21 protein-coding genes are annotated in these 24,683 nt (G+C 56.7%); 10 read left to right on the forward strand and 11 right to left on the reverse strand.

The genetic code is table 11. From position 1 onward, the window contains the following. Position 1: 1 nt before the first annotated feature. Positions 2-1,204, reverse strand: a complete 1,203-nt coding sequence (gene pncB, locus ES815_RS17460; protein WP_142488939.1) for a nicotinate phosphoribosyltransferase — start codon at positions 1,202-1,204, stop codon at positions 2-4. Positions 1,205-1,468: 264 nt separating this feature from the next. Here pncB and pepN point away from each other — a divergent pair, with 264 nt between their 5' ends. After that, positions 1,469-4,081: an aminopeptidase N gene (pepN, locus tag ES815_RS17465; RefSeq protein WP_142488940.1), complete on the forward strand. Its 2,613-nt coding sequence runs from the start codon at positions 1,469-1,471 to the stop codon at positions 4,079-4,081. Positions 4,082-4,228: 147 nt separating this feature from the next. Here pepN and ssuB read toward each other — a convergent pair whose 3' ends face one another. Genes ssuB through ssuE form a run of 5 tightly spaced genes read right to left on the reverse strand, consistent with a single transcriptional unit; the run spans position 4,229 to position 8,466 of the window. Continuing rightward, entirely contained in the window at positions 4,229-4,996 is a 768-nt protein-coding gene (gene ssuB / locus ES815_RS17470; RefSeq protein ID WP_142488941.1) for an aliphatic sulfonates ABC transporter ATP-binding protein, read from the reverse strand. Then, a complete protein-coding gene (gene ssuC / locus ES815_RS17475) occupies positions 4,993-5,784 on the reverse strand; it encodes an aliphatic sulfonate ABC transporter permease SsuC (protein WP_142488942.1) in 792 nt (263 codons plus the stop codon). Before ssuC ends, ssuB begins: the two co-directional genes overlap by 4 nt. 9 nt (positions 5,785-5,793) lie before the next feature. Further along, complete coding sequence (gene ssuD, locus ES815_RS17480; protein ID WP_142488943.1) at positions 5,794-6,939, reverse strand: FMNH2-dependent alkanesulfonate monooxygenase; 1,146 nt, start codon at positions 6,937-6,939, stop codon at positions 5,794-5,796. After that, on the reverse strand, positions 6,936-7,898 hold the full coding sequence (locus ES815_RS17485) for a sulfonate ABC transporter substrate-binding protein (protein ID WP_142488944.1): 963 nt from the start codon (positions 7,896-7,898) through the stop codon (positions 6,936-6,938). The genes ssuD and ES815_RS17485 overlap by 4 nt, the downstream gene beginning before the upstream one ends. After that, on the reverse strand, positions 7,891-8,466 hold the full coding sequence (gene ssuE / locus ES815_RS17490; RefSeq protein WP_059308351.1) for an NADPH-dependent FMN reductase: 576 nt from the start codon (positions 8,464-8,466) through the stop codon (positions 7,891-7,893). Before ssuE ends, ES815_RS17485 begins: the two co-directional genes overlap by 8 nt. A gap of 248 nt (positions 8,467-8,714) precedes the next feature. Between ssuE and pyrD the strand changes: the two genes are divergently transcribed. Both pyrD and zapC read left to right on the forward strand, forming a co-directional pair. Beyond that, positions 8,715-9,725, forward strand: coding sequence for a quinone-dependent dihydroorotate dehydrogenase (gene pyrD, locus ES815_RS17495; protein WP_142488945.1), 1,011 nt, complete (start codon positions 8,715-8,717; stop codon positions 9,723-9,725). A 168-nt stretch (positions 9,726-9,893) separates the two neighbouring features. Continuing rightward, on the forward strand, positions 9,894-10,430 hold the full coding sequence (zapC, locus tag ES815_RS17500; RefSeq protein ID WP_142488946.1) for a cell division protein ZapC: 537 nt from the start codon (positions 9,894-9,896) through the stop codon (positions 10,428-10,430). Here the strand turns inward: zapC and ES815_RS17505 are convergent. Further along, entirely contained in the window at positions 10,427-11,536 is a 1,110-nt protein-coding gene (locus tag ES815_RS17505) for a YcbX family protein (protein WP_142488947.1), read from the reverse strand. The two genes, zapC and ES815_RS17505, sit on opposite strands and share 4 nt — an antisense overlap. Positions 11,537-11,635: 99 nt before the next feature. On the opposite strand from ES815_RS17505, the gene rlmKL reads away from it, so the two are divergent. The 6 genes from rlmKL (at position 11,636) to rmf (ending at position 19,564) form a co-directional block, all read left to right on the forward strand. After that, complete coding sequence (rlmKL, locus tag ES815_RS17510) at positions 11,636-13,744, forward strand: bifunctional 23S rRNA (guanine(2069)-N(7))-methyltransferase RlmK/23S rRNA (guanine(2445)-N(2))-methyltransferase RlmL (RefSeq protein WP_142488948.1); 2,109 nt, start codon at positions 11,636-11,638, stop codon at positions 13,742-13,744. A gap of 12 nt (positions 13,745-13,756) precedes the next feature. Further along, entirely contained in the window at positions 13,757-15,664 is a 1,908-nt protein-coding gene (locus ES815_RS17515; RefSeq protein ID WP_142488949.1) for an ABC transporter ATP-binding protein, read from the forward strand. Positions 15,665-15,682: 18 nt separating this feature from the next. Continuing rightward, entirely contained in the window at positions 15,683-16,951 is a 1,269-nt protein-coding gene (gene pqiA / locus ES815_RS17520) for a membrane integrity-associated transporter subunit PqiA (RefSeq protein ID WP_142488950.1), read from the forward strand. Then, positions 16,941-18,578 (forward strand): intermembrane transport protein PqiB, encoded by a 1,638-nt coding sequence (gene pqiB, locus ES815_RS17525; RefSeq protein WP_142488951.1) that lies wholly within the window; start codon positions 16,941-16,943, stop codon positions 18,576-18,578. The genes pqiA and pqiB overlap by 11 nt, the downstream gene beginning before the upstream one ends. Next, on the forward strand, positions 18,578-19,141 hold the full coding sequence (gene pqiC, locus ES815_RS17530; RefSeq protein WP_142488952.1) for a membrane integrity-associated transporter subunit PqiC: 564 nt from the start codon (positions 18,578-18,580) through the stop codon (positions 19,139-19,141). The genes pqiB and pqiC overlap by 1 nt, the downstream gene beginning before the upstream one ends. A 255-nt stretch (positions 19,142-19,396) precedes the next feature. Then, complete coding sequence (gene rmf / locus ES815_RS17535) at positions 19,397-19,564, forward strand: ribosome modulation factor (protein ID WP_032617397.1); 168 nt, start codon at positions 19,397-19,399, stop codon at positions 19,562-19,564. A gap of 72 nt (positions 19,565-19,636) precedes the next feature. Here the strand turns inward: rmf and fabA are convergent, their stop codons facing one another. After that, positions 19,637-20,155 carry a bifunctional 3-hydroxydecanoyl-ACP dehydratase/trans-2-decenoyl-ACP isomerase gene (fabA, locus tag ES815_RS17540; RefSeq protein ID WP_032617398.1) on the reverse strand — a complete coding sequence of 173 codons (519 nt, stop codon included), beginning with the start codon at positions 20,153-20,155 and terminating at the stop codon, positions 19,637-19,639. Between the two features lie 68 nt (positions 20,156-20,223). After that, entirely contained in the window at positions 20,224-21,984 is a 1,761-nt protein-coding gene (locus ES815_RS17545) for a Lon protease family protein (RefSeq protein ID WP_142488953.1), read from the reverse strand. A 186-nt stretch (positions 21,985-22,170) separates the two neighbouring features. On the opposite strand from ES815_RS17545, the gene matP reads away from it, so the two are divergent. Next, on the forward strand, positions 22,171-22,626 hold the full coding sequence (gene matP / locus ES815_RS17550) for a macrodomain Ter protein MatP (protein WP_142488954.1): 456 nt from the start codon (positions 22,171-22,173) through the stop codon (positions 22,624-22,626). A gap of 67 nt (positions 22,627-22,693) precedes the next feature. Here the strand turns inward: matP and ompA are convergent, their stop codons facing one another. Continuing rightward, the gene (gene ompA, locus ES815_RS17555; protein WP_142488955.1) at positions 22,694-23,749 is read right to left on the reverse strand and encodes a porin OmpA; all 1,056 of its coding nucleotides are present in this window, start codon (positions 23,747-23,749) and stop codon (positions 22,694-22,696) included. 354 nt (positions 23,750-24,103) lie between these two features. Further along, positions 24,104-24,613 (reverse strand): SOS-induced cell division inhibitor SulA, encoded by a 510-nt coding sequence (gene sulA / locus ES815_RS17560; protein WP_142488956.1) that lies wholly within the window; start codon positions 24,611-24,613, stop codon positions 24,104-24,106. Between the last annotated feature and the right edge of the window lie 70 nt (positions 24,614-24,683).

Below are 24,683 nucleotides of genomic sequence, written 5' to 3' on the forward strand. Positions count from 1 at the left end.
ATCAACTGGCTATTTTAATTTGCGGCAGGTCGAACGCTTTGCGCAGCGCCCGCACGAAGGCTTTGTCATGGCAGATGGTTTTACCCGGGCTGTCGGAGAGTTTTGCTACCGGCTTGCCGTTACATTCCACCAGTTTAATGACGATATTCAGCGGTTTTACCTGAGGAATATCGCAGGTCAAACGGGTGCCAATGCCAAAGCCCAGATTGATGCGTGAGGAGAAGTGGCGGTACAAGCCTACCGCTTTTGGCAGGTCGAGGTTATCGGAGAAGACCAGCACTTTGCTCATCGGGTCGATGCCCAGCTTCTGATAATGGGCAATGGCTTTCTCACCCCACTCCTGCGGATCGCCGGAGTCGTGGCGCAGCCCCTGATAGGCGGTGGCGAACTCCGGGCCGAAATCGCGCAGGAAGGCGTCCATGGTAATACAGTCGGTTAAGGCGATGCCGAGCTGGTTCGGGTATTCCTCAAGCCAGGCCGCCAGCGCCGCACGCTGGCTGGTCGCCAGTTCCGGGCTGATCTGCTGATGCGCCTGGAACCACTCATGCGCCTGGGTGCCCATTGGCGTCAGGTTGAGACGGCGGGCCAGATCGTAATTGCTGGTGCCGACAAACCATGGCTCCTGCTGCAACCGCTCAACGATGGCCTGCTGCACCTCGCGAGAGAAACGGCGGCGGGTGCCAAAATCCATCAGCCGGAAACGCGACATATCCAACGATTCGGTAAGCCCGGCAAAATCAACCAGCTTGTGTTCCAGGTTGGCCAGCGCCTGCTCAACGCCGGCATCCGGGGAGCGGAAGCGGTGCACCAGCTCGCTGATCACCGCCAGCAGCGGCACTTCCCACATGATCACTTCCCGCCACGGGCCTTCAAGGCGAATATGCAGCTTGCCGTTATCATTGCTGATCTGGACCTGGGTCGGGTCATAGCGGAAATTCCGCAGCCATTGCAGATAGTCTTCTTTAAAGAAAGGCAGGCCGGAAAGCCACTGGAATTCATCATCTTGCAGACGAAGATGCTGCATAGCGTCGACTTGCTCACGAATGGCATCAGCATAGATCCCAAGCAAATCATCACCACGGCAGCGGAACTCCGCCGCGACCTGTACGTCGTGGTAGTGGTGAAAAACGGCTTGCTGCATATGCAGTTTATACGCGTCGGTATCCAGCAGCGTATGCAGAACAGGTGAAGCGAATCGAGTCATAGGCGCGCAATAGCATCCTCTCACGGGAGCGTTTAGTACAATAAACAACTATTGAAACCGCTGGAGTATACCCTGTTTAGCGATTTATTGAACCCCGATCACACCATAAGCCTGGTTCAGGGTCGAGTGCATTTCGTGCCGAGTGTTATACAAATGTAGCAAATAGCGTGTTTGTAACTGAAAAGATGAACATTCTGCATAGCGCGATTTACACAACAGGAATAGACTGACTCGTTATTCGACAAACGATGCAAAAGGTTTTCTATGACACAACAGCCTCAAGCCAAATACCGCCACGACTACCGTGCGCCGGATTACCTGATTAGCGATATCGATCTGACTTTTGACCTGGATGCCACAAAAACCGTTGTCACGGCGGTAAGCCAGGTGACCCGCCATAACGCCACGGCGGTGCCGCTGCGTCTTGATGGCGAAGATCTGACCCTGGTGTCGGTGCACGTCAACGACACCGCATGGACCGACTATAAAGAAGAAAACAACCAGCTGGTGCTCGACAACCTGCCGGAGCGTTTTACCTTACGCATCGTCAACGAAATCAGCCCGGCGTCCAACACCGCGCTGGAGGGGTTATACCAGTCGGGTGTCGCCCTCTGTACCCAGTGCGAAGCCGAAGGTTTCCGCCACATTACCTGGTATCTCGATCGCCCGGATGTGTTGGCCCGCTTCACCACCAAAATCATTGCTGATAAAGCTACCTATCCGTTCCTGCTCTCCAACGGCAACCGCGTCGGTGAAGGCGAGCTGGAAAATGGCCGTCACTGGGTGCAGTGGCAGGATCCGTTCCCAAAACCGTGCTACCTGTTTGCGCTGGTGGCGGGCGATTTTGACGTTCTGCGCGACACCTTCACCACCCGTTCTGGCCGTGAAGTGGCGCTGGAGCTGTTTGTCGACCGCGGCAACCTCGATCGCGCTCCGTGGGCGATGACCTCGCTTATCAACTCCATGAAGTGGGACGAAGAGCGATTCGGCCTCGAGTATGACCTCGACATCTATATGATCGTCGCCGTCGACTTCTTTAATATGGGCGCGATGGAGAACAAAGGCCTCAACGTCTTTAACTCTAAGTACGTGCTGGCGCGGACCGATACCGCCACCGATAAAGACTACCTCGATATCGAGCGCGTCATCGGCCACGAATATTTCCATAACTGGACCGGTAACCGCGTCACCTGCCGCGACTGGTTCCAGCTGAGCCTGAAAGAGGGTTTAACCGTCTTCCGCGATCAGGAGTTCAGCTCTGACCTCGGCTCACGCGCGGTTAACCGCATCAACAACGTGCGCACCATGCGCGGCCTGCAGTTTGCCGAAGACGCCAGCCCGATGGCGCACCCGATCCGCCCGGACAAAGTGATTGAGATGAACAACTTCTACACCCTGACGGTGTATGAGAAGGGTTCCGAAATCATCCGCATGATCCACACTCTGCTGGGCGAAGTGAATTTCCAGAAAGGGATGCAGCTCTATTTCGAGCGCCATGACGGCAGCGCCGCCACCTGCGACGACTTCGTGCAGGCGATGGAAGATGCCTCTAATATCGATCTGTCCCACTTCCGCCGCTGGTACAGCCAGGCCGGTACGCCGATTGTGACCGTCAAAGACGACTACAACCCGGAAACCGAGCAGTATACCCTGACCATCAGCCAGCGCACGCCGCCGACGGCCGAGCAGGAAGAGAAGCACCCGCTGCATATTCCGTTTGCCATCGAGCTGTACGATAACGAAGGCAAAGTGATCCCGCTGCAAAAGGGCGGTCATCCGGTGCATAACGTGCTGAACGTGACCCAGGCCGAACAGACCTTCGTCTTTGATAACGTCTACTTCCAGCCTGTGCCTGCGCTGCTGTGCGAATTCTCCGCGCCGGTTAAGCTGGAGTACAAGTGGAGCGATCAGCAGCTGACCTTCCTGATGCGTCACGCGCGCAACGACTTCTCCCGCTGGGATGCCGCGCAGAGCCTGCTGGCAACCTACATCAAGCTGAACGTCAATCGTCATCAACAGGGCCAGCCGCTGTCTCTGCCGGTCCATGTTGCGGATGCCTTCCGCGCCATTCTGCTGGACGAGAAGATTGATCCGGCGCTGGCGGCTGAAATTCTGACCCTGCCGTCCGCGACTGAAATCGCCGAGCTGTTCGAGATTATTGACCCGATTGCGATTGTGGCCGTGCGCGAAGCCCTGACCCGTACCCTGGCGACCGAGCTGGCGGATGAGTTCCTCGCCATCTACAACCATCACAAGCTGGATGCGTACCGCGTTGAGCATGCCGATATCGGCAAGCGCGCGCTGCGTAACACCTGCCTGCGCTATCTGGCGTTTGGCGAAACAGCGCTCGCTAACGAACTGGTCAGCCAGCAGTATCATACTGCCGACAACATGACCGACGCTCTTGCCGCGCTGGCCGCAAGCGTTGCCGCGGAACTGCCGTGCCGTGATGCCCTGATGCAGGAGTATGACGACAAATGGCATCAGGATGGTCTGGTGATGGACAAGTGGTTCATTCTGCAGTCCACCAGCCCGGCCGCCGACGTGGTAAACAAGGTGCGCAGCCTGCTTGAGCACCGCTCATTCACCCTGAGCAACCCGAACCGCGTCCGTTCCCTGATTGGCGCCTTCGCCAGCAGCAACCCGGCCGCCTTCCATGCGGAAGATGGCAGCGGCTACCAGTTTATGGTGGAGATGCTGACGGAGCTTAACAGCCGTAACCCGCAGGTGGCGTCGCGTCTGATTGAGCCGCTGATCCGTCTGAAACGCTATGATGCAGAGCGTCAGGCGAAGATGCGTGCGGCGCTGGAGCAGCTGAAAGGGCTGGAGAATCTCTCTGGCGATCTGTACGAGAAGATCAGTAAGGCGCTGGCCTGATAGAAAGTTGGGGCCGGTTTTGTAGGCCGGGTAAGGCGAAGCCCGCCACCCGGCAATGCTGTGCGGCCTGATGCCCGGTGACGCTACGCTTACCGGGCCTACGGTTATGTTTTAGGCCGGGTAAGGCGAAGCCGCCACCCGGCATTTTTATCCGTGCTTTCTGACAGACACCTCATTTGCGCCACGCTTCATCACCCGATCCAGCACCTCCGCTTCCAGCTCCGCCAGCCGCACTGAACCCACCCGGCGAGGGCGTGGAAGGTCCACCGTCAGATCCAGCCCTATCTTGCCATCCTCAATCAGCAATACCCGATCGGCCATCGCGACGGCTTCGCTCACGTCATGCGTCACCAGCAGCACCGTAAAGCCGTGCTCCTGCCATAGCGAAACGATCAGATCCTGCATCTCGATCCGCGTCAGCGCATCCAGCGCCCCCAGCGGTTCATCCAGCAGCAGCAGCCCAGGGCGATGGATCAGCGCCCTCGCCAGCGCCACGCGCTGTTTTTGTCCGCCGGAGAGGGCGGCAGGCCACTCACCCGCGCGATTGTCCAGCCCGACGGCGGCCAGGGCTTGTAAGGCCTGCGCTTTCCAGTTGCCTTTCAGCCCCAGCCCGACGTTATCAATCACCGTTTTCCACGGCAGCAGACGCGCGTCCTGAAACATCATTCGGGTGTCTTCCTGGATCTGCGCCAGCGGGGTATTGCCGGCCAGCAGTTCACCGTCGTTTGGCGCTTCAAGCCCGGCCAGCAGGCGCAGCAGGGTACTTTTACCGCCACCGCTGCGGCCCACCACCGCCACAAATTGTCCGGCGGGAATGTGCAGATCCAGGCCGTTGAGAATGGTGTTTTCGCCGTAGCGTTTGGTCACGCCGTTAAGCAGCAGCGGCGTCCCCTGATTTAAGCGAGCCGTATTCATGCGTGTGCCTCCTTAATTACGTAGGCCGGGTTCCAGCGCAGCCAGCGGCGTTCAAGCCACTGGGCGCTGACATCCGCCAGTTTGCCGAGCAGGGCGTAGAGAACAATGGCCACTACCACTACGTCGGTCTGCAGGAATTCTCGGGCGTTCATCGCCAGGTAGCCGATACCGGAGTTAGCGGAGATGGTCTCCGCTACGATCAGCGTCAGCCACATCAGGCCGAGGGCGAAGCGCACGCCGACCATGATCGAGGGCAGGGCGCCCGGCAGGATCACATGGATGAACAGGGCGAAGCCGGACAAACCGTAGCTGCGCGCCATCTCCACCAGCCCGCGGTCGATATTACGAATGCCGTGCCAGGTGTTGATGTAGATCGGGAACAGGGTGCCAAGGGCGACGAGAAAAATCTTCGCCGTCTCGTCGATACCAAACCACAGGATCACCAGTGGGATCAGCGCCAGGTGCGGCACGTTGCGCAGCATCTGGATGGAGGTGTCCAGCAGACGCTCGCCCCAGCGGGACAGACCGCTGATCAGGCCCAGCGTCAGGCCAATCGACCCGCCGATGGAGAAACCAATCACCGCGCGCCAGGAGCTGATCGCCAGATGCTGCCACAGCTCACCGCTGGCGCTCAGGGACCAGAACGCCTCCACAACGCCCTCCGGGGAGGGCAGAATGCGGCTCGACAGCCAACCCACGGAGGATGCCAGCTGCCAGATCAGGACAATACCCACAGGGAGCAGCCAGGGTGCAATGCGCAGCAGCCATTTTCGGGAAGGGTTAGCCATGCGTTCTCCTTAGCTCTGGGCGACTTTACGCGGGATAAATTCGTTGGCGACCGCCTCACCCTGCTGCGACAGGGGCTGCGGCTGCGGTATCTGCGGAATGGCGACATCCAGATGCGGGAACAGCAGCTCGCCTACCTTGTACGCCTCTTCCAGATGCGGATAACCGGACAGAATAAAGCTGTCGATACCGAGGTCGGCGTATTCATTAATTCGCGCCGCCACGGTCGGGCCATCCCCCACTAACGCCGTACCCGCGCCGCCGCGCACCAGCCCCACGCCCGCCCACAGGTTCGGGCTGATCTCCAGATTTTCTCGCTTGCCGTTGTGCAGGGAGGCCATCCGGTGCTGCCCGACGGAATCGGTGCGGGCAAAGGCGGCCTGGGCTTTCTCAATGGTGGCATCGTCGAGATGGGCGATCAGGCGGTCGGCGGCCTGCCACGCCTCTTCAGTGGTTTCGCGCACAATCACATGCAGGCGGATCCCGAAGCGCACCTTACGACCGTGAGCCGCGGCTTTGGCGCGCACCTGTTCGATCTTCTCTTTGACCAGCTCCGGCGGCTCGCCCCAGGTGAGATAGAGATCCACCTGCTCGGCGGCCAGATCCTGAGCGACGTCCGATGAACCGCCAAAATAGAGCGGTGGACGCGGCTGCTGGATCGGCGGGAAGAAGAGTTTGGCATCACGAACATGAATATGTTTGCCCTCGAAGGTCACATTTTCCCCCTCCAGCAGACGACGCCAGACGTGGGTGAACTCAGCGGAGGCTTCGTAACGCTCGGTGTGATCCAGAAAGACGCCGTCTCCCGCCAGCTCCTGCGGATCGCTGCCGGTCACCAGGTTAAACAGCGCGCGTCCGTTCGACAGGCGGTCGAGGGTGGCGGCCTGGCGGGCGGCTACCGTCGGAGAGGTCACGCTCGGGCGCAGGGCCACCAGGAACTTCAGGCGCTGGGTCACCGGGATCATCGACGCCGCCACCAGCCATGCATCCTCACAGGAGCGTCCGGTCGGGATCAGCACCCCGGTAAAGCCAATCCGATCTGCGGCCTGGGCGATCTGCTGGAGATAAGCATGATCCACCGGGCGTGCGCCCTCGTCGGTACCCAGATAATGACCATCACCGTGGGTAGGTAAAAACCAGAACAGATTCAGACTCATGATTTAGCTCCTTTTTGCGCTGTGGGTTGCCAGATACGGTCGCGAATATCGATTTTTTTCGGCACCAGGCGATTGTCATAGAAGAGGTCAGCGGTTTGCTGCTGCAACACGGCGGTACTGGCATCTACCGGTTTGATAACGGTTGGCGGGCGGTGGTCAAGGTAGGTGGCAATGACCGGCTCCGGGAGGCCCATCGTTTTTGCCAGCAGGGCAATACTGGCCTGACGCTGGCTCTGGGTGAGGGCATCCGCTTCGCTAAAGGTATTCAGTACGCCCTGAACAAATTCACCGTTTTTCTCCGCATAAGGGCGAGCGGCAAGGTAGAAGGAGCCGGTCTGTTTCAGGGTTTCGCCGTCTTTCAGCACCTTCACGCCACCCTGCAGCAGGGCCGCGGAGTAGTAGGGATCCCAGATTGCCCAGGCATCGACGTTGTTTTGCTGGAAGGCGGCGCGGGCATCCGCCGGGGACAGATAAACCGGCTGAATATCTTTAAAGGTCAGACCCGCCTGCTGCAGGGCGCGCAATAAAAGATTGTGCGAGCTGGAACCTTTCTGGAAGGCCACTTTATGGCCTTTAAGATCCGCCACGGTTTTAATCGGGCTGTCTTCAGGCACCAGGATCACTTCGGCTTTCGGTTTTGGTGGCTCCACGCCAACGTAGACCAGGTCCGCGCCGGCGGCCTGAGCAAAAATCGGCGGGATATCGCCGGTGCTGCCGAGGTCGATACTGCCGACGTTCAACGCCTCCAGCATCTGCGGGCCTGCCGGGAACTCCACCCAGGAGAATTTGGTGTCCGGGTAGCGTTTTTCCAGCAGTTGATGGCTTTTCGCCAGCACCATGCTGACGCTGCCTTTCTGGTAGCCTATACGCAGGCTCTCGGGGGCGGGATCGGCGGCGTGGGCCAGGCCGGAGAGGGCCACCAGACCCGCCAGGCTCAGGCGTGCAAGAGATTTAAACATGGGCGACTCCTTTCTGAAGACCGAAGGCGGGAACCTGAACGTCACGGCGATGCAGCGCCTGCCAGAAAGTTTCCAGCGCGCTGTCGAGGCGGGTTTGCAGGTTCGGGGTAAAGTGCGGCTTGTGCTGGTAGTCGATCACCTGCGAGTCATCGGCAAACACGCCGTGCAGGATCTCCTGGGCCTTCAGGGCGCTGAGCACCGGTTTCAGGGCATAATCCACCGCCAGCAGATGAGCGACGGTGCCACCGGTCGCCAGCGGCAGCACAATTTTGCCCTCCAGGGCGCGCTCCGGCAGGAGATCGAGCAGGGTTTTCAGAGCGCCGGAAAATGAGGCTTTATACACCGGGGTGGCGACGATCAGCCCGTCGGCATCCTTAAGCTGCTCGTTCAGGGTCTTCAGCGCCGGGCTATCGAAGCGGGCATAGAGAAGATCTTCCGGGGCGAAGTTATGCAGATTCCAGTGGAACACTTCCACATCCAGAGAAGTCAGTTGCTCCCGGGCATACTCCAGCAGCGCGCTGGAGCGGGAAGGGAATCGCGGACTGCCGGCCAACGTAATGACGCGCATAGATGCTCCTTATAACCAATTATTTGCTTTTATCTAACATTGATAACATTTGTTGGCAGTGTGGCATCGCTGACTTATTCCACTAAATGATTTATCCGCAAGATAAATGCCAAAAAATGAATAAAGGAGGGGTGAAAAGTAAACGATTGCGTCTGGTGAGGTTTTTTTTGCCGCAGGTCAATTCCCTTTCCCGCTGCGATCGCTGATAATTCGGCCCCGGTTTGCACACCGGGAATCCAGGAGAGTTCATGTACTACCCCTTCGTTCGTAAAGCCCTTTTCCAGCTCGACCCTGAGCGCGCTCATGAATTTACATTCCAGCAATTACGCCGTATTACGGGAACCCCGCTTGAAGCGCTGGTGCGCCAGCGAGTGATGGAGAAGCCGGTCACCTGCATGGGATTAACCTTTAAAAACCCGCTGGGTCTGGCGGCAGGGCTGGATAAAAATGGTGAGTGCATTGATGCAATGGGTGCGATGGGCTTTGGCTCCATCGAGATTGGCACCGTCACGCCACGCCCGCAGCCGGGTAATGACAAGCCGCGCCTGTTCCGACTGGTTGAGGCCGAAGGGCTGATCAACCGCATGGGCTTTAATAACCTCGGCGTCGATCATCTGGTCGAGAACGTAAAGAAAGCCCATTTCGATGGCGTTCTGGGCATTAATATCGGCAAAAATAAAGACACGCCGGTCGAGCAGGGCAAAGATGACTACCTGATTTGTATGGAAAAAGTCTACGCCTATGCCGGGTATATTGCGGTGAATATCTCTTCACCGAACACCCCGGGCCTGCGTACGCTGCAATATGGTGAAGCCCTCGACGATTTATTACTCGCCATTAAAAATAAGCAAAATGAACTCCAGGCGACGCACCATAAATATGTCCCGGTGGCCGTTAAAATTGCCCCGGATCTGACTGAAGAAGAGCTGGTACAGGTCGCCGACAGTTTAGTTCGCCATAATATTGATGGTGTTATCGCCACCAATACCACCCTCGATCGCTCGCTGGTTCAGGGGATGAAATATTGCGACGAAATGGGTGGCCTGAGCGGGCGTCCGGTGCAGTTAAAAAGCACCGAAATTATTCGCCGTCTGTCGCAGGAATTAAAGGGTCGCCTACCGATTATTGGGGTGGGCGGTATTGATTCGGTCATGGCCGCGCGCGAGAAAATGGCGGCTGGCGCTTCGCTGGTGCAGATATATTCAGGCTTTATTTTCAAAGGCCCGCCGCTGATTAAAGAAATCGTTAATCATATCTAATCTTTTAGCATGACTTACAACCAGGGCTTTATTTCCAGCTCTGGTTGTTTTATATTCCCGGGCTGTTGCTTTATTAGACATTGTAGTCTTTGATTATTGAAGTTAAAAAAGCGAAGCGGCAAATAAGGACTTTCTTACGACAGGACGTTTCGGGAACGGGAGAGACAGATGCGAATTAAACCTGACGATAACTGGCGCTGGTATTTCTGTGACGAGCACGATCGCATGATGCTCGATCTCGCCAATGGTATGTTGTTTCGTTCGCGTTTTGCCCGCCGGATGTTAACCCCGGACGCCTTTGCCGATACCGGTTTTTGCGTCGACGATGCCGCGCTCTATTTCTCCTTTGAAGAGAAGTGCCGCGATCTGGATCTGTCGAAAGAACAACGCGCCGAACTGGTGCTCAATGCGCTGGTGGCGATCCGCTTCCTTAAACCTCAGATGCCGAAAAGCTGGCACTTTCTTGCTCACGGTGAGCGCTGGTCGCCGGTCACCGGCGATGCCGCATGCGTCAGCCTGAGCGAAAATGCCGAGCTGGTGAATTTGCTGGTGGTGGAGCCGGGCGATAACGCCGCGCTCTGTTTACTGGCGCAGCCGGCGGTGACTATTGCCGGGCGCACCATGCAGCTGGGCGACCCGATCAAAGTGATGAATGACCGACTCAAACCCCAGCCGGTCAGCTTCAGTCTCGAGCAGGCCGTTTAGGCTTCCAGCTGTACCGAGATTTTCGGTACGCAGCTGCAGCACAGAATAGTGCCGTCACCGCCGATGGCCGATTTCTTCAACGCGCTCACTTCGCCTTCGACCAGCGTGATGCGACAGCATCCGCAGATCCCCGCACGACAGGAATAGGGCACGCGAATCCCGGCCTGTTCAAGCTGCTCCAGTAACACCTGCTGATTGTTACCGCGAATCGTCTGACCCTGCCACTGAATGGTCACCGCCGTGGCAGGCTGGATCTCCACCTCTGGAGTCTCTTCTTCCGCACCTGCGCCGTAGATCCGCCCTGGCCCGGTCGAGAGGATCTCCACCTCGTCGCCCACGCGGATCACGCCGCTGGAGCGCGGGATCAGGTTCTGGCCGAAATCAACATCGCCGTTATCCTGCGCGGTGCGGAAGGATTGCAGCGTTTTCAGCGGCTCGCCGGCGGGGTGCTTCTGCCCCTTTTCCGGGCTGACGGTGGTAAAGATGCAGCGGCTACAGGGTTTCACCACGTCAAAGATAACGTCGCCGATGCGAATCACTTTCCAGGTGTCTTCTTCCCAGGCCGTTGCGCCTGTGACCACCATATTCGGGCGGAACTGCTCCATCTGCACGCTTGCCGGGCAGCGCTTTTGCAGATCGCGCAGCGAGGCGTCGTTGGTGAGCAGGAACGGGAAGCCGTCGGCAAACGACAGCGGCACCCCGGCGAAATTTTTCACGCGTCGCGTCAGTTCAGGCCCGACCCAGCGAAGCTGTACCGGGCGGGAAAAGAACTCGCTCAGCCAGCGGTTAATCGCCTCCGGGGCGATACGCGCGGTAAAGTGGTTGCCCCACACTTCGGTAGGCGCATCCGCTGGCGCAAAATCGCTGAAGCGAACGATACTACTGGAACCGTCCGGCGCGGTGAGATGCAGACCATCCTGAACCGGGGCCGGAGTGAAACGAACCATTTGCGGGAACTGGCGGGCGGTAATGAACGTGCCATCCGGTTCGGTGACCATGAAAATGCGATCGTAGGCAAAACCGCTGACGTCTGCGAAGGCATGCGTGAGCCCAATACCGCGCATGGATTTGACCGGATGAATGAAAAGCCTGGATAACGTCGCCACGGCACCGTCCCCTCAAATGAAAATAAGCCCTCAACTTTATGACATAGAGCCCAGATTGGCTATAATGCGCAGCAATTTTCTTAGAGTAAAAGTGACGATATGAATTCTCTGTTTGCCAGTACGGCCCGTGGGCTGGAAGAGCTGTTAAAAACTGAACTGGAAAGTCTGGGCGCGCAAGAGTGCCAGGTGGTTCAGGGTGGTGTCCATTTTCAGGGCGACACGCGGCTTATTTACCAGAGCCTGATGTGGAGTCGCCTGGCCTCACGCATCATGTTGCCGATGAGAGAGTGTAAGGTTTACAGCGATCTCGATCTTTATCTGGGCGTGCAGACGATCGACTGGACAGAGATTTTTGCTCCGGGCGCCACTTTTGCCGTGCACTTCAGCGGCCTCAACGACGAGATCCGCAACAGCCAGTACGGCGCGTTGAAGGTCAAAGATGCCATCGTCGACAGTTTCACCCGCAAAAATCTGGAACGTCCGAACGTCGATCGTGAAAACCCGGATCTGCGCATTAACGTGCGTCTGAACAAAGAGATCGCCAGTATCGCGCTGGATCTGTGTGGCGAAGGCCTGCACCAGCGCGGCTACCGCGACCGGGCGGGTATCGCGCCGATCAAAGAGAACCTGGCGGCGGCCATTGTCATGCGTTCCGGCTGGCAGCCGGGCACGCCGCTGCTCGATCCGATGTGCGGTTCCGGTACGCTGCTGATTGAAGCGGCCATGCTGGCGACCGATCGCGCACCGGGTCTGCACCGCGGCCAGTGGGGTTTCAAGGGCTGGGCACAGCATGACGAAGCCACCTGGCAGGAAGTGAAAGCCGAAGCTCAGACCCGCGCCCGTGCCGGTCTGGCTGCCTATGAATCCCGTTTCTACGGTTCTGACAGCGATGCCCGCGTGATTGAACGCGCGCGCAGCAACGCCCGTCGCGCCGGGATTGGCGAGCTGGTCTCCTTTGAGGTGAAAGATGTCTCCCAGCTCACCAACCCGCTGCCGAAAGGTCCGTACGGGACGGTGATCAGCAACCCGCCTTACGGCGAACGTCTGGACAGCGAGCCGGCGCTGATTGCCCTGCACAGCCTGCTGGGCCGCACCATGAAGGATCTGTTTGGCGGCTGGAACCTCTCCCTGTTCAGCGCCTCGCCGGAGCTGCTGAGCTGCCTGCAGCTGCGCGCCGAGCGTCAGTTCAAGGCCAAAAACGGCCCGCTGGACTGCGTGCAGAAGAACTACCATCTGGCCGAGAAAGAAGCCGACAGCAAACCGGCCAGCATTGCGGAAGATTACGCCAACCGTCTGCGTAAAAATCTGAAGAAATTTGAAAAATGGGCGAAGCAGGAAGGGATTGAGTGCTATCGCCTGTATGACGCCGATCTGCCGGAGTACAACGTCGCGGTCGACCGCTACGGCGAGTGGGTGGTGGTGCAGGAGTACGCCCCGCCAAAAACCGTCGATCCGCAGAAAGCGCGTCAGCGTATGCTGGATATCATTGCCGCGACCATCAACGTGCTGAACATCGCCCCGAACAAGCTGATCCTGAAAACGCGTGAGCGTCAGAAGGGGAAAAACCAGTACGAGAAGATGAACAGCAAGGGCGAGTTTATCGAAGTGGGCGAATATAACGCGCGCCTGTGGGTCAACCTGACCGATTACCTCGATACCGGCCTGTTCCTTGACCACCGTATCGCCCGCCGTATGCTGGGCCAGATGAGCAAAGGCAAGGATTTCCTGAACCTCTTCTCCTACACCGGCAGCGCCAGCGTGCATGCCGGTCTGGGCGGCGCGCGCACGACCACGACCGTGGACATGTCCCGCACCTATCTGGAGTGGGCAGAGCGCAACCTGCGTCTCAACGGCCTGACCGGCCGGGCACACCGTCTGCTGCAGGCCGACGTGCTGGGCTGGCTGCGCGAATCGGAGGAGCAGTTCGATCTGATCTTTATCGATCCGCCGACCTTCTCCAACTCCAAACGCATGGAAGAGTCTTTTGACGTTCAGCGCGACCATCTGGCGCTGATGAAGGATCTTAAACGGATGCTGCGTAAAGGCGGCACCATCATGTTCTCGAACAACAAGCGCGGCTTCCGCATGGATCACGAAGGGCTGGAAGAACTGGGGCTGAAAGCACAAGAAATCAGTCAAAAAACCCTGTCCCAGGATTTTGCCCGTAACCGTCAGATCCACAACTGCTGGCTGATCACCGCCGCCTGAAAGGAAAAGTAAATGTCATTAATTAGCATGCATGGCGCGTGGCTCTCATTCAGCGACGCACCGCTTCTCGATAACGCAGAACTGCATATCGAAGATAACGAACGTGTCTGTCTGGTAGGCCGTAACGGCGCCGGTAAATCGACCCTGATGAAGATCCTGAACCGCGAGCAGGGGCTGGATGACGGGCGTATCGTTTACGAGCAGGACCTGGTGGTGGCACGTCTGCAACAGGATCCGCCGCGTAACGTGCAGGGCAGCGTCTATGATTTTGTGGCCGAAGGGATCGCCGAGCAGGCGGAATACCTGAAGGGCTACCACGAGATCTCGCACCTGGTGATGACCGACCCGAGCACTAAAAACCTCAACGAGATGGCGCGTCTGCAGGAGCTGCTGGATCATCACGGCCTGTGGCAGCTGGAAAACCGCATCAACGAAGTGCTGGCCCAGCTGGGTCTGGAAGCGGACATGCCGCTGGCCTCCCTCTCCGGCGGCTGGCTGCGTAAGGCCGCGCTGGGCCGGGCGCTGGTCAGCGGGCCGAAAGTGCTGCTGCTCGATGAACCGACTAACCACCTGGATATCGAAACCATCGACTGGCTGGAAGGGTTCCTGAAAACCTTCGGCGGCACCATTATCTTTATCTCCCATGACCGTTCGTTTATTCGCAATATGGCAACCCGCATCGTCGATCTCGACCGCGGCAAGCTGGTGACCTATCCGGGCGACTACGACACCTATCTGCTGGAAAAAGAGGAAAACCTGCGGGTAGAAGAGCTGCAAAATGCCGAGTTCGACCGCAAGCTGGCCCAGGAAGAGGTGTGGATCCGTCAGGGGATTAAAGCTCGTCGTACCCGTAACGAAGGCCGCGTCCGCGCTTTAAAAGCGATGCGCCGTGAGCGCAGCGAGCGCCGGGAAGTGATGGGCAGCGCCAGAATGCAGGTGGAAGAGGCGAGCCGCTCCGGCAAAATCGTCTTTGAGATGGAGAACGTCAACTACCAGGTGGACGGCAAAGTGCTGGTGAGAGACTTCTCCGCCCAGGTCCAGCGTGGGGATAAAATCGCCCTGATCGGCCCGAACGGCTGCGGCAAAACCACGCTGCTGAAGCTGATGCTGGATCAACTGAAGGCCGACAGCGGCCGCATCCACTGCGGGACCAAGCTGGAAGTGGCCTACTTCGACCAGCACCGTGCCGAGCTGGATCCGGACAAAACGGTGATGGATAACCTCGCAGAAGGTAAGCAGGAAGTGATGGTGAACGGGAAACCGCGCCATGTGCTGGGCTACCTGCAGGACTTCCTGTTCCATCCAAAACGGGCGATGACGCCGGTTCGTGCCCTCTCCGGCGGGGAGCGTAACCGCCTGCTGCTGGCGCGTTTGTTCCTGAAACCCAGCAACCTGCTGATCCTCGATGAACCGACGAACGATCTTGATGTCGAAACGCTGGAACTTCTTGAAGAACTGATTGATAGTTATCAGGGAACGGTCATGTTGGTCAGCCACGATCGTCAGTTCGTGGACAACACCGTTACCGAGTGCTGGATCTTCGAAGGCCAGGGGCGTATCGGGCGCTATGTGGGCGGTTACCACGATGCCCGTGGGCAGCAGGCGCAGTCGCTGGCGACGAAACAGTCAAAAGTGAAGAGTGAAGCAGAAGTTGCTGTCACCAAAGCAGAAACGGCCAAACGTAGCAGTAACAAACTAAGCTATAACCTGCAGCGCGAACTGGAAGGCTTGCCGCAGCGTCTGGAAGAGCTCGAAGCCAGTCTGGAAGGTTTGCAGGCTCAGGTGGCCGACGCGTCATTCTTTAGCCAGCCGCATGACCATACGCAAAAAGTCCTGGCCGATATGGCACAGGCTGAGCAGGCGCTGGAAGAGGCATTCGAACGCTGGGAATATCTTGAGGCTCTGAAAAACGGCGCATAAGTGAAACATGGAGCCAGTATGTGTGAACATCACCATGCCGATCGGCATATTTTATGCTCCCAGTGCGATATGCTCGTGGCGCTTCCCGCGCTCGAGCATGGACATAAAGCGGCATGCCCGCGATGCGGGACAACGCTGACAACGAAGTGGGACGCGCCCCGGCAGCGTCCCACTGCTTATGCTATTGCTGCGCTGTTCATGCTGTTTCTCTCCAACCTGTTTCCCTTTATCTATATGAAAGTGGGCGGTATCACCAGCGAAGTGCATTTGCTGGAGATACCTGGCGTAATGTTCTCGGAAGATTACGCCAGTCTGGGCACCTTCTTTATGCTTTTCGTCCAGATCGTGCCGGCGTTTTGCCTGGTGGTAATCTTGCTGCTCGTGAACCGCGTGCAGATGCCCATGGCATTGAAAATCAGGCTGGCGCGGATCCTGTTTCAGTTAAAAAGCTGGGGGATGGCAGAGATCTTCCTTGCCGGGATCCTGGTGAGCTTTGTCAAACTGATGGCCTACGGTGACGTGGGCGTTGGCAGCAGCTTTATTCCCTGGTGTCTTTATTGCGTCCTGCAGCTGCGGGCATTTCAGTGTGTGGACCGCCGCTGGGCATGGGACGATATCGCCCCAGCGCCTGCGCTGCCGCAGGCATTGAAGGTCGGCGTGCCGGGGATTCACCAGAATCTGCGCCTGTGCTCCTGCTGTACGGCAATCCTCCCTGCCGACCAGGAGATCTGTCCGCGTTGCGAAACGAAAGGGCACGTGCGGCGTAAAAACAGTCTTCAATGGACGATGGCGCTGCTCGTCACCTCGATCATGCTCTATCTCCCCGCCAACATCCTGCCGATTATGATCACCAATCTGCTGGGCGATGAAATGCCCTCGACCATTATGGCCGGGGTAATTCTGCTCTGGGGGGAGGGATCCTATCCGGTGGCGCTGGTGATTTTTATCGCCAGTATCATGGTACCTACGCTCAAAATGATCGCCATTGCCTGGCTCTGTTGGGATGCCAAAGGACACGGCAAGCGTGATAGCGAGCGGATGCATTTGATTTATGAAGTGGTCGAGTTTGTCGGACGCTGGTCAATGATTGACGTGTTTGTGATTGCCGTTCTTTCTGCACTGGTGCGGATAGGCGGGCTTATGAGTATTTACCCCGCAATAGGGGCGCTGATGTTTGCATTGGTCGTGATTATGACCATGTTTGCGGCCATGACCTTCGATCCGCGTTTATCGTGGGATCGTGAGCCAGAGTCGAGCCATGAGGATGAAGAAAAGCATGGAAAATAAGAGTGGAGAGGCGAAAGTGCAGAAGGTCAAAAACTGGTCGCCGGTGTGGATTTTCCCCATCGTGACCGCGCTGATCGGTGCCTGGATCCTGTTTTATCATTACAGCCATCAGGGCCCGGTCGTGACGCTAATCACCACCAACGCCGAGGGGATTGAGGGCGGTAAAACGACCATCAAGAGCCGCAGCGTGGATGTGGGGGTGGTTGAGAGTGCAACCCTGACCGACGACCTGACGCACGTAGAAATCACAGCCCGCCTCAACGCCGGCATGGAGAAGCTGCTGCATGGCGACTCGGTGTTCTGGGTGGTGAAACCGCAGGTGGGCCGCGAAGGCATCAGCGGCCTGGGAACCCTGTTGTCCGGGGCCTATATCGAACTGCAGCCGGGGAAAAAGGGATCTCAACCGGGGCAGTATCAGCTGCTGGACTCTCCACCGCTGGCGCCGCCGGATGCGAAGGGGATCCGCGTGACCCTCGACAGTAAAAAAGCCGGCCAGCTGAGCCCGGGCGATCCGGTGCTGTTCCGCGGTTATCGTGTTGGCTCCGTTGAAACCAGCACCTTTGACACGCAAAAACGCACCATCAGTTACCAGCTGTTTATCAATGCGCCGAACGATCGTCTGGTCACCGGCAACGTCCGTTTCTGGAAAGACAGCGGTATCGCCGTGGATTTAACCTCGGCGGGGATGCGCGTCGAGATGGGATCACTCTCCACGCTGTTCGGCGGTGGCGTTAGCTTTGACGTGCCGGAAGGGATGGATCAGGGCCAGCCGGTGGCGCAAAAGACCGCGTTCAGACTGTATGACGACCAGAAGAGCATTCAGGATTCGCTCTATACCGACCATATCGATTACCTGATGTTCTTCAAGGACTCTGTGCGCGGCCTGCAGCCAGGAGCGCCGGTGGAGTTCCGCGGCATCCGTCTTGGTACCGTCGGCAAAGTGCCGTTCTTTGCGCCGGGCATGCGTCAGGTGCTGGATGACGATTACCGTATTCCGGTGCTGATCCGCATTGAGCCGGAGCGTCTGATTAATCAGGTGGGCGACACGCCTGATATCGCTCAGCATATCGACGGGTTGATGAAGCGTGGCCTGCGCGGCTCGCTCAAAACCGGTAACCTGGTGACCGGGGCGCTGTACGTGGATATGGACTTCTTCCCGAAAGAGCCGCCGGTTAAAGAGATCCGCGAGTTTTCGGGCTATAAAATCATCCCGACCGTAAGCAGTGGTCTGGCGCAGATCCAACAGCGTCTGATGGAGACCCTGGATAAGATCAACAATCTGCCGCTCAATCCGATGATCCAACAGGCCACCAACACGCTCAGTGAGAGCCAGGCGACGATGCGCCGTCTGCAGACTACCCTGGATAACCTCAACAAGCTGACCGCCAGCCAGTCGATGCAGCAGCTGCCTCAGGACATGCAGAAAACGCTGCGCGAGCTGAACCGCAGTATGCAGGGCTTCCAGCCGGGCTCAGCGGCGTACAACAAGATGGTGGCAGATATGCAGCGCCTCGATCAGGTTCTGCGTGAACTGCAGCCGGTGCTGAAGACGCTGAACACGAAGAGCAACGCGCTGGTATTCGAAGCGAAAGACAAAAAGGACCCTGAGCCGAAGGGGGCTAAATAATGAAAAAATGGCTAACGATCGCCACAGTGGCGCTGCTGACCGCCTGCAGCTCAGCAGAGAACAAGAGCTATTACCAGCTGCCTGTGGCAGCGCAGGCGGGCGGGCAAAGCATCGCCAGCCAGGGGAACCGTCTGCTGTGGGTCGAGCAGGTGGCGGTGCCGGATTACCTGGCGGGTAATGGCGTAGTTTATCAAACCAGCGATGTGCAGTATGTCATCGCTAACAACAACCTGTGGGCCAGCCCGCTGGATCAGCAGCTGCGCAACACGCTGGTCGCCAATCTCAGTAGCCAGCTGCCGGGATGGGTAGTGGCGTCGCAGCCGTTGGGGAGCGATCAGGATACGCTGAACGTCAACGTGACCAACTTCCATGGACGCTATGATGGCAGGGTGATTGTCAGCGGTGAATGGCTGCTGAACCATCAGGGCCAGCTGATTAAGCGGCCTTTCCACCTGGAGTTGAAACAGCAAAAAGATGGCTACGATGAGATGGTGAAAGTACTGGCACAGGGGTGGGCGCAGGAGTCCGCCAGCATTGCCAGAGAGATTTCCCGTCTGCCATAAGTAAAATTCATCGCACCAGGCCGCAGTTAGCGTCACGCTAATTGCGGCTTTTTTTTCGTTTTAACCTCAGGTCGTTACTTGTGCCGCATCACACTTTTTGTACAAATGAAGTTTTGAGTAGCTCACAAATATGACACTGGCGTGAATTTTGCGCATTGACGCTAAGCGGTAATCAGGGTATTCGTTATCTGTGGTTGCACATTTTGTAATCACTGTTTTCTTTTCCACCAGATCAAATAATGAGGGAAACGAGGCATGAAGAGACAGAAACGAGATCGCCTTGAAAGGGCTCATCAACGTGGTTATCAGGCTGGCATCGCCGGACGTTCTAAAGAAATGTGTCCCTATCAGACCATCAATCAGAGGTCGCAATGGTTAGGGGGCTGGCGAGAAGCCATCGGAGACAGGGCAGTACTTGCTTGATAGCGTCTCTTTAAAAAAAGAAACCTCCGCAGTGCGGAGGTTTCGCCGTTTTATGCTTATGAAAAGCTAAAATCAGAATGCGGAAGTATCCTGGAACAGACCCACTTTCAGGTCATTCGCGGTATAGATCAGACGACCGTCGACCAGCACTTCGCCATCCGCCAGGCCCATAATCAGGCGACGGTTAACAATGCGTTTGAAGTGAATGCGGTAGGTAACTTTTTTCGCGGTTGGCAGAACCTGACCGGTGAATTTCACTTCACCAACGCCCAGGGCGCGGCCTTTACCTTCGCCACCCAGCCAGCCGAGGTAGAAACCAACCAGCTGCCACATCGCATCCAGACCCAGGCAGCCTGGCATCACCGGATCACCAATAAAGTGGCAACCAAAGAACCACAGGTCCGGGTTGATATCGAGCTCTGCTTCTACGTAACCCTTATCGAAGTTGCCGCCGGTTTCCGTCATCTTCACGACACGGTCCATCATCAGCATGTTCGGGGCCGGTAACTGCGGGCCTTTCTCGCCAAACAGTTCACCGCGACCAGAGGCAAGAAGATCTTCTTTTGTATAGGATTCGCGTTTATCTACCATGTTCTCAGTATGCCTTATTTTAGTGAAGGACGCAGGATAGCTAACACGTGTACGCTGAACAAGTCCGATCAGTTAGGCGTGAACCAGTTCAACCAGCGTAACGGCCAGGGATAACGATGACGTGCTTCCTGCTGTGTTGCCTGCGCAATACGCTCCTGGATAGTGTGCATCAGCGTCGTCTGCCCTTCGGCATCCCACTCCAGGTTTGTCAGTAAGGGTAGCGCATCAGCAATGTCTTCGATCGCCCAGAGGGTGAATTGTTCCTCTTCTACCGCTGTCAGCAGTTCCTGGCTGAGGCTAAGATGGCGGACGTTCGGCAGAGGGATAATGACGCCCTGTTTACCGTTCAGCCCGCGCTGCTGGCAAACGGTAAAGAAGCCTTCGATCTTCTCATTCAGCCCGCCGACCGGCTGCGCGCGACCAAACTGATCCACCGAACCGGTAATGGCAATGCTCTGATTCACCGGCACATCGGCCAGGGCGCTGATTAACGCGCACAGCTCTGCCATCGAGGCGCTATCGCCATCGACTTCGCTGTAGGACTGCTCGAAGGTCAGGGAGGCGGTGAAGGGGATCTGCTGCTCAAGCTGCAGTTCCGACATCAGATAAGCCTGCATGATCATCATGCCCTTGGCATGAATATTCCCGCCGAGCTCGGCTTTACGTTCCACATCGATAAACTCACCGTCACCGATGTGTACGACGCAGCTGATGCGAGACGGTTCGCCAAAGGCGCGCGGATGACCAGGGAACTCAATCACCGACAGGGCGTTGATCTGCCCTACGCGTTCACCTTCGGTTTCGACCAGGATCTGCTCCAGCAGGATCTCGTCCTGCATGCGATCCGCAAGGTAGCCTTCACGCCACTCTCGCTGCAGCAGCATCTGGGAGAGGTGCTCGCCGGTAATGGTGCCGTCATCGGTCATGGCCGCGGCTTCACGCAGCTGCTTACCAAGCCAGAGAGGGCAAAGCGGCAGGGTCTCCTGATCGCCGGTATAACGCACTGCTTCGCGGATCAGCACCGGCCAGGCATCGGCCGCCAGGGTTGGAAGTTGCGCACGTTCGCAGACGGCATGCACCCACTGAAGCCATTGCAGCATATCTTCGGCATCCGCGATCTGCGTGCTGTCTTCAAACTCGCTGTACACCACCTGGTCTGCCAGTTCGGGTTCCATCTCCTGGAAATCGGCCAGCGCTTCGCGATCGCCAATCAGCACCACTTTCAGGGAGAGCGGCATAGAAGGCACGGCAACCGGAAGAGGGCGCGACTCATCATACGCCACCCAGTCAAACCGCTGCTGGCTGACGCTATTTTTCAAGCGCATCCACAGCAGAGGCTGTGCCAGAAGGGTGCGCAGGGAGATGAGCAGCACGCCGCCATTGGCCTGATGGACCATGCCGGGATGCAGGGTTAACTCGCCGTTAAACTGACGCAGGCAGCCGAAAAGCTGTTCAGCTTCTGTCCAGCCCGCCGGGACAATGTTGCCTGTGACAGCAAAACGGCCATCGGGTACGGTCGCCGGTTCAAAGGTAACAGTATGCCCGTTAATGTTGTACTCACCCCCAAAGACCGTCCCGGTTTCTGGTTGCAGCTGCCGCATGGCATCCGCCAGAAGACTCAGATACTCCGCTTCGTCTGGCGCTTTCAACAACATGAACGGTGAGGTGGCCCACGGGCTTAACACCTGCTCCAGTGCGTAATGCAAACGGGGCTGTGTGTCACTGAGGATGTATTCGTGTTCTTTCGCGAGATCTGGCTGTGCAAACAGTTCCTGATAGCTATCGGTATCCGGAACCAGGTCACGCCATGCAAGTTTCGTAATGGTCAAAGTTGATGTTTTTTAGTCAGAAGTAAAACGATGGAGTATACCGTAAGGCGCAGGCTCTGCCCATGAGGGAATGGGCGTTTCCAGCGATGAATACGTCACCGCGTGTCACAGGATATGATTTCTTTTCAGCAGATTGCCAAAAAACTGATATTCTGAACACAGTTACACGGTCACACTGAGATCGCAATGAAATACCAACAACTGGAAAATCTCGAAAGCGGCTGGAAATGGAAGTATCTGGTCAAAAAACACCGTGAAGGGGAATTGATCACGTGCTACCTCGAAGCCAGTGCTGCAAAAGAAGCTGTAGATTTATTGCTGACCCTCGAAAATGAACCCATTCTGGTCAACGGCTGGATAGATAAACACATCAATCCGGCGCTCCTGAACCGCATGAAGCAGACCATCCGCGCGCGGCGAAAACGGCATTTCAATGCTGAACACCAGCATACCCGGAAGAAGTCGATCGATCTGGAGTTTATGGTCTGGCAACGTCTGGCGGGGCTTGCCCAGCGCCGCGGAAAAACCTTGTCTGAGACTATCGTGCAGCTGATTGAAGATGCGGAACATAAAGAGAAGTACGCCAACCAGATGTCGACCCTGAAAACCGATCTCCAGGCGCTGCTCGCCAATAAGAAGTAGCGTTTTACTTTTCTTCAGGTAATAAAAAACCCCGCAACATGGCGGGGTTTTTTTATAAGACGATAACTTATGCCGCTGGCTGAGTTACAACGTCTTTGATGCCTTTAACTTCGATCTCTACGCGACGATCTGGTGCCAGGCAGTCGATCAGTGCAGCGCGAGGTTTCACGTTGTCACAGGTAGAACCGGTAACTGGGTTAGATTCGCCCATACCACGTGGGGAGATCTTGTTAGCCGGGATACCTTTAGAGATCAGGTAATCAACAACGGACTGAGCACGTTTCTCGGACAGACCCTGGTTGTAAGCGTCAGAACCGATACGGTCGGTGAAGCCCAGAACCACAACGGAACCGTCTTTAGGATCCAGGTTGCTCAGCTGGGTGTACAGCTGATCCAGTGCCTGCTGACCTTCTGGTTTCAGGGTTGCTTTGTTGAAGTTGAACAGAACGTCAGACTTCAGAGTGAAGTGCTTGGTCTGTACTTCTGGAGCTGGTGCTGGAGCTGGAGCAACGATTGGCGCTGCTTCTTCCTGCTGGCCGAAACGGTAGGAAACACCTACGCTCAGCATGCCGTTGTCTGGACGAACACCAACGGTGTTGCCATCGCCGATGTTGTTAACCCACTGGTATTCCAGACGGGTAGCAACGTCACGGGTCATTGCCCACTCAACGCCACCTGCGAATACTGGAGATACGCCAGTGTCATGGTCGTCGCCAGCGATGCTGTTGCTGGAGTCTGCACGCCATACCATGCCGCCCAGACGGGTGTAGATGTCTACAGCGTCATTTACTGGGTAGCCCAGTTTAGCAGTCAGCTGAACGCCCTGTGCTTTGAATGCGCCGTTGATGTTGTCGCCTTTGTAAGGCATACGGCCCAGCCAGTCGTAACCCATTTCGAAACCAACGTACGGGTTAACCTGATAACCACCGAACGCGCCTGCGCCCAGCTGGCTTTCGTGAGTTGGGCCGTCGTTGTTCAGAGCGTCGTTATACCAGCCAGTGTCATGGAACTGAGACCAGCCCAGTTTAGCACCTGCATACCAGGTATTATCTTTTGGAGCGGCCTGCGCTACGGTAGCGAAACCTGCCAGTGCCACTGCAATCGCGATAGCTGTCTTTTTCATTTTTTGCGCCTCGTTATCATCCAAAAATCGCCATGAGAATCTCAATGAGAGTCACGGTTAAATCCTTCACCGGGGGGCGGGGACAAAGAGTAAAGCTACCGATATCTTCGGTTTAGGCCGAGCACCCCTGGCGATGTAAAGTCTACAACGTACCTGAAAACTTACAAGTGTGAACTCCGTCAGGCATATGAAAAAAAAAGTTTTGTATACACAATATTTAACATTTATGGCGAAGATTTGGGCATGCTAAACTGGAGGAAGCCGCGGCAGACAAGACTTGTCGCGGCTTTTAGAAAGGGAACCAATGGCGTACAGAGCCTGCAAAATAAATTCCAGGAAAACTCTTATTTTTACTTAGTGATACAAATTCGAGTGAATTTTTAGCCCAGAAAGGTGTCCGTTGCCCAGAGCATTCATCCGAACGGGACGCATAATAAAGCCGAGTGCATTACCTTCTTCGGCCGCTTCAGCCAGACGATGTTGCTCCGTTTCGGTTAATTCTTCCGTAAACCAGCCAATCACCACGCTGTAATTCCCGGTACGCAGTGCTCTCACCATCGATTCTACAGTATGGCAGGGATCCATCTGGCTAACCTGCATCACTTTAGTCAGCGGTAAACCTGCGGACTGCACCCATTCCCGGCTCAACTTCTGTTGCGGCGTCAGCCACAGCTGCCAGCGAGACTGTTGACCCAGCTGCTGTAACAGGGGCAGCAATAACAGCTGCGTCATCATGGGCTGGTCTTCACGGTAAAGCACTTCACTAATCAACCCGGTGGACATATACGCAGCGGAACTCCGTGCACTTTTACCAGCGGAAGAAGAGAAAGTTGTTGAACGGTTTGCATAGCCTGAAGAGTACATAATCAATCCAGCCCTGTAGTTACTGTATGGATATACAGTAACCCCTGTGCGTCTAAAGATCAACCTCATT

Source organism: Leclercia adecarboxylata (genome assembly GCF_006874705.1).
Taxonomy (GTDB): Bacteria; Pseudomonadota; Gammaproteobacteria; order Enterobacterales; family Enterobacteriaceae; genus Enterobacter; species Enterobacter adecarboxylatus_C.

What these genes read in the sequence shown, in the direction of transcription:
- ssuD (WP_142488943.1), bottom strand. Translation starts at nt 6,939, where the DNA reads ATGAGTCTGAATCTGTTCTGGTTTTTACCTACCCACGGTGATGGTCAT.
- ompA (WP_142488955.1), bottom strand. Translation starts at nt 23,749, where the DNA reads ATGAAAAAGACAGCTATCGCGATTGCAGTGGCACTGGCAGGTTTCGCT.
- ssuE (WP_059308351.1), bottom strand. Translation starts at nt 8,466, where the DNA reads ATGCGCGTCATTACGTTGGCCGGCAGTCCGCGATTCCCTTCCCGCTCC.
- sulA (WP_142488956.1), bottom strand. Translation starts at nt 24,613, where the DNA reads ATGTACTCTTCAGGCTATGCAAACCGTTCAACAACTTTCTCTTCTTCC.
- ssuB (WP_142488941.1), bottom strand. Translation starts at nt 4,996, where the DNA reads ATGAATACGGCTCGCTTAAATCAGGGGACGCCGCTGCTGCTTAACGGC.
- ssuC (WP_142488942.1), bottom strand. Translation starts at nt 5,784, where the DNA reads ATGGCTAACCCTTCCCGAAAATGGCTGCTGCGCATTGCACCCTGGCTG.
- pncB (WP_142488939.1), bottom strand. Translation starts at nt 1,204, where the DNA reads ATGACTCGATTCGCTTCACCTGTTCTGCATACGCTGCTGGATACCGAC.
- pqiB (WP_142488951.1), top strand. Translation starts at nt 16,941, where the DNA reads ATGGAAAATAAGAGTGGAGAGGCGAAAGTGCAGAAGGTCAAAAACTGG.
- pyrD (WP_142488945.1), top strand. Translation starts at nt 8,715, where the DNA reads ATGTACTACCCCTTCGTTCGTAAAGCCCTTTTCCAGCTCGACCCTGAG.
- rlmKL (WP_142488948.1), top strand. Translation starts at nt 11,636, where the DNA reads ATGAATTCTCTGTTTGCCAGTACGGCCCGTGGGCTGGAAGAGCTGTTA.
- matP (WP_142488954.1), top strand. Translation starts at nt 22,171, where the DNA reads ATGAAATACCAACAACTGGAAAATCTCGAAAGCGGCTGGAAATGGAAG.
- fabA (WP_032617398.1), bottom strand. Translation starts at nt 20,155, where the DNA reads ATGGTAGATAAACGCGAATCCTATACAAAAGAAGATCTTCTTGCCTCT.
- rmf (WP_032617397.1), top strand. Translation starts at nt 19,397, where the DNA reads ATGAAGAGACAGAAACGAGATCGCCTTGAAAGGGCTCATCAACGTGGT.
- ES815_RS17515 (WP_142488949.1), top strand. Translation starts at nt 13,757, where the DNA reads ATGTCATTAATTAGCATGCATGGCGCGTGGCTCTCATTCAGCGACGCA.
- pqiC (WP_142488952.1), top strand. Translation starts at nt 18,578, where the DNA reads ATGAAAAAATGGCTAACGATCGCCACAGTGGCGCTGCTGACCGCCTGC.
- ES815_RS17485 (WP_142488944.1), bottom strand. Translation starts at nt 7,898, where the DNA reads ATGTTTAAATCTCTTGCACGCCTGAGCCTGGCGGGTCTGGTGGCCCTC.
- pepN (WP_142488940.1), top strand. Translation starts at nt 1,469, where the DNA reads ATGACACAACAGCCTCAAGCCAAATACCGCCACGACTACCGTGCGCCG.
- zapC (WP_142488946.1), top strand. Translation starts at nt 9,894, where the DNA reads ATGCGAATTAAACCTGACGATAACTGGCGCTGGTATTTCTGTGACGAG.
- pqiA (WP_142488950.1), top strand. Translation starts at nt 15,683, where the DNA reads ATGTGTGAACATCACCATGCCGATCGGCATATTTTATGCTCCCAGTGC.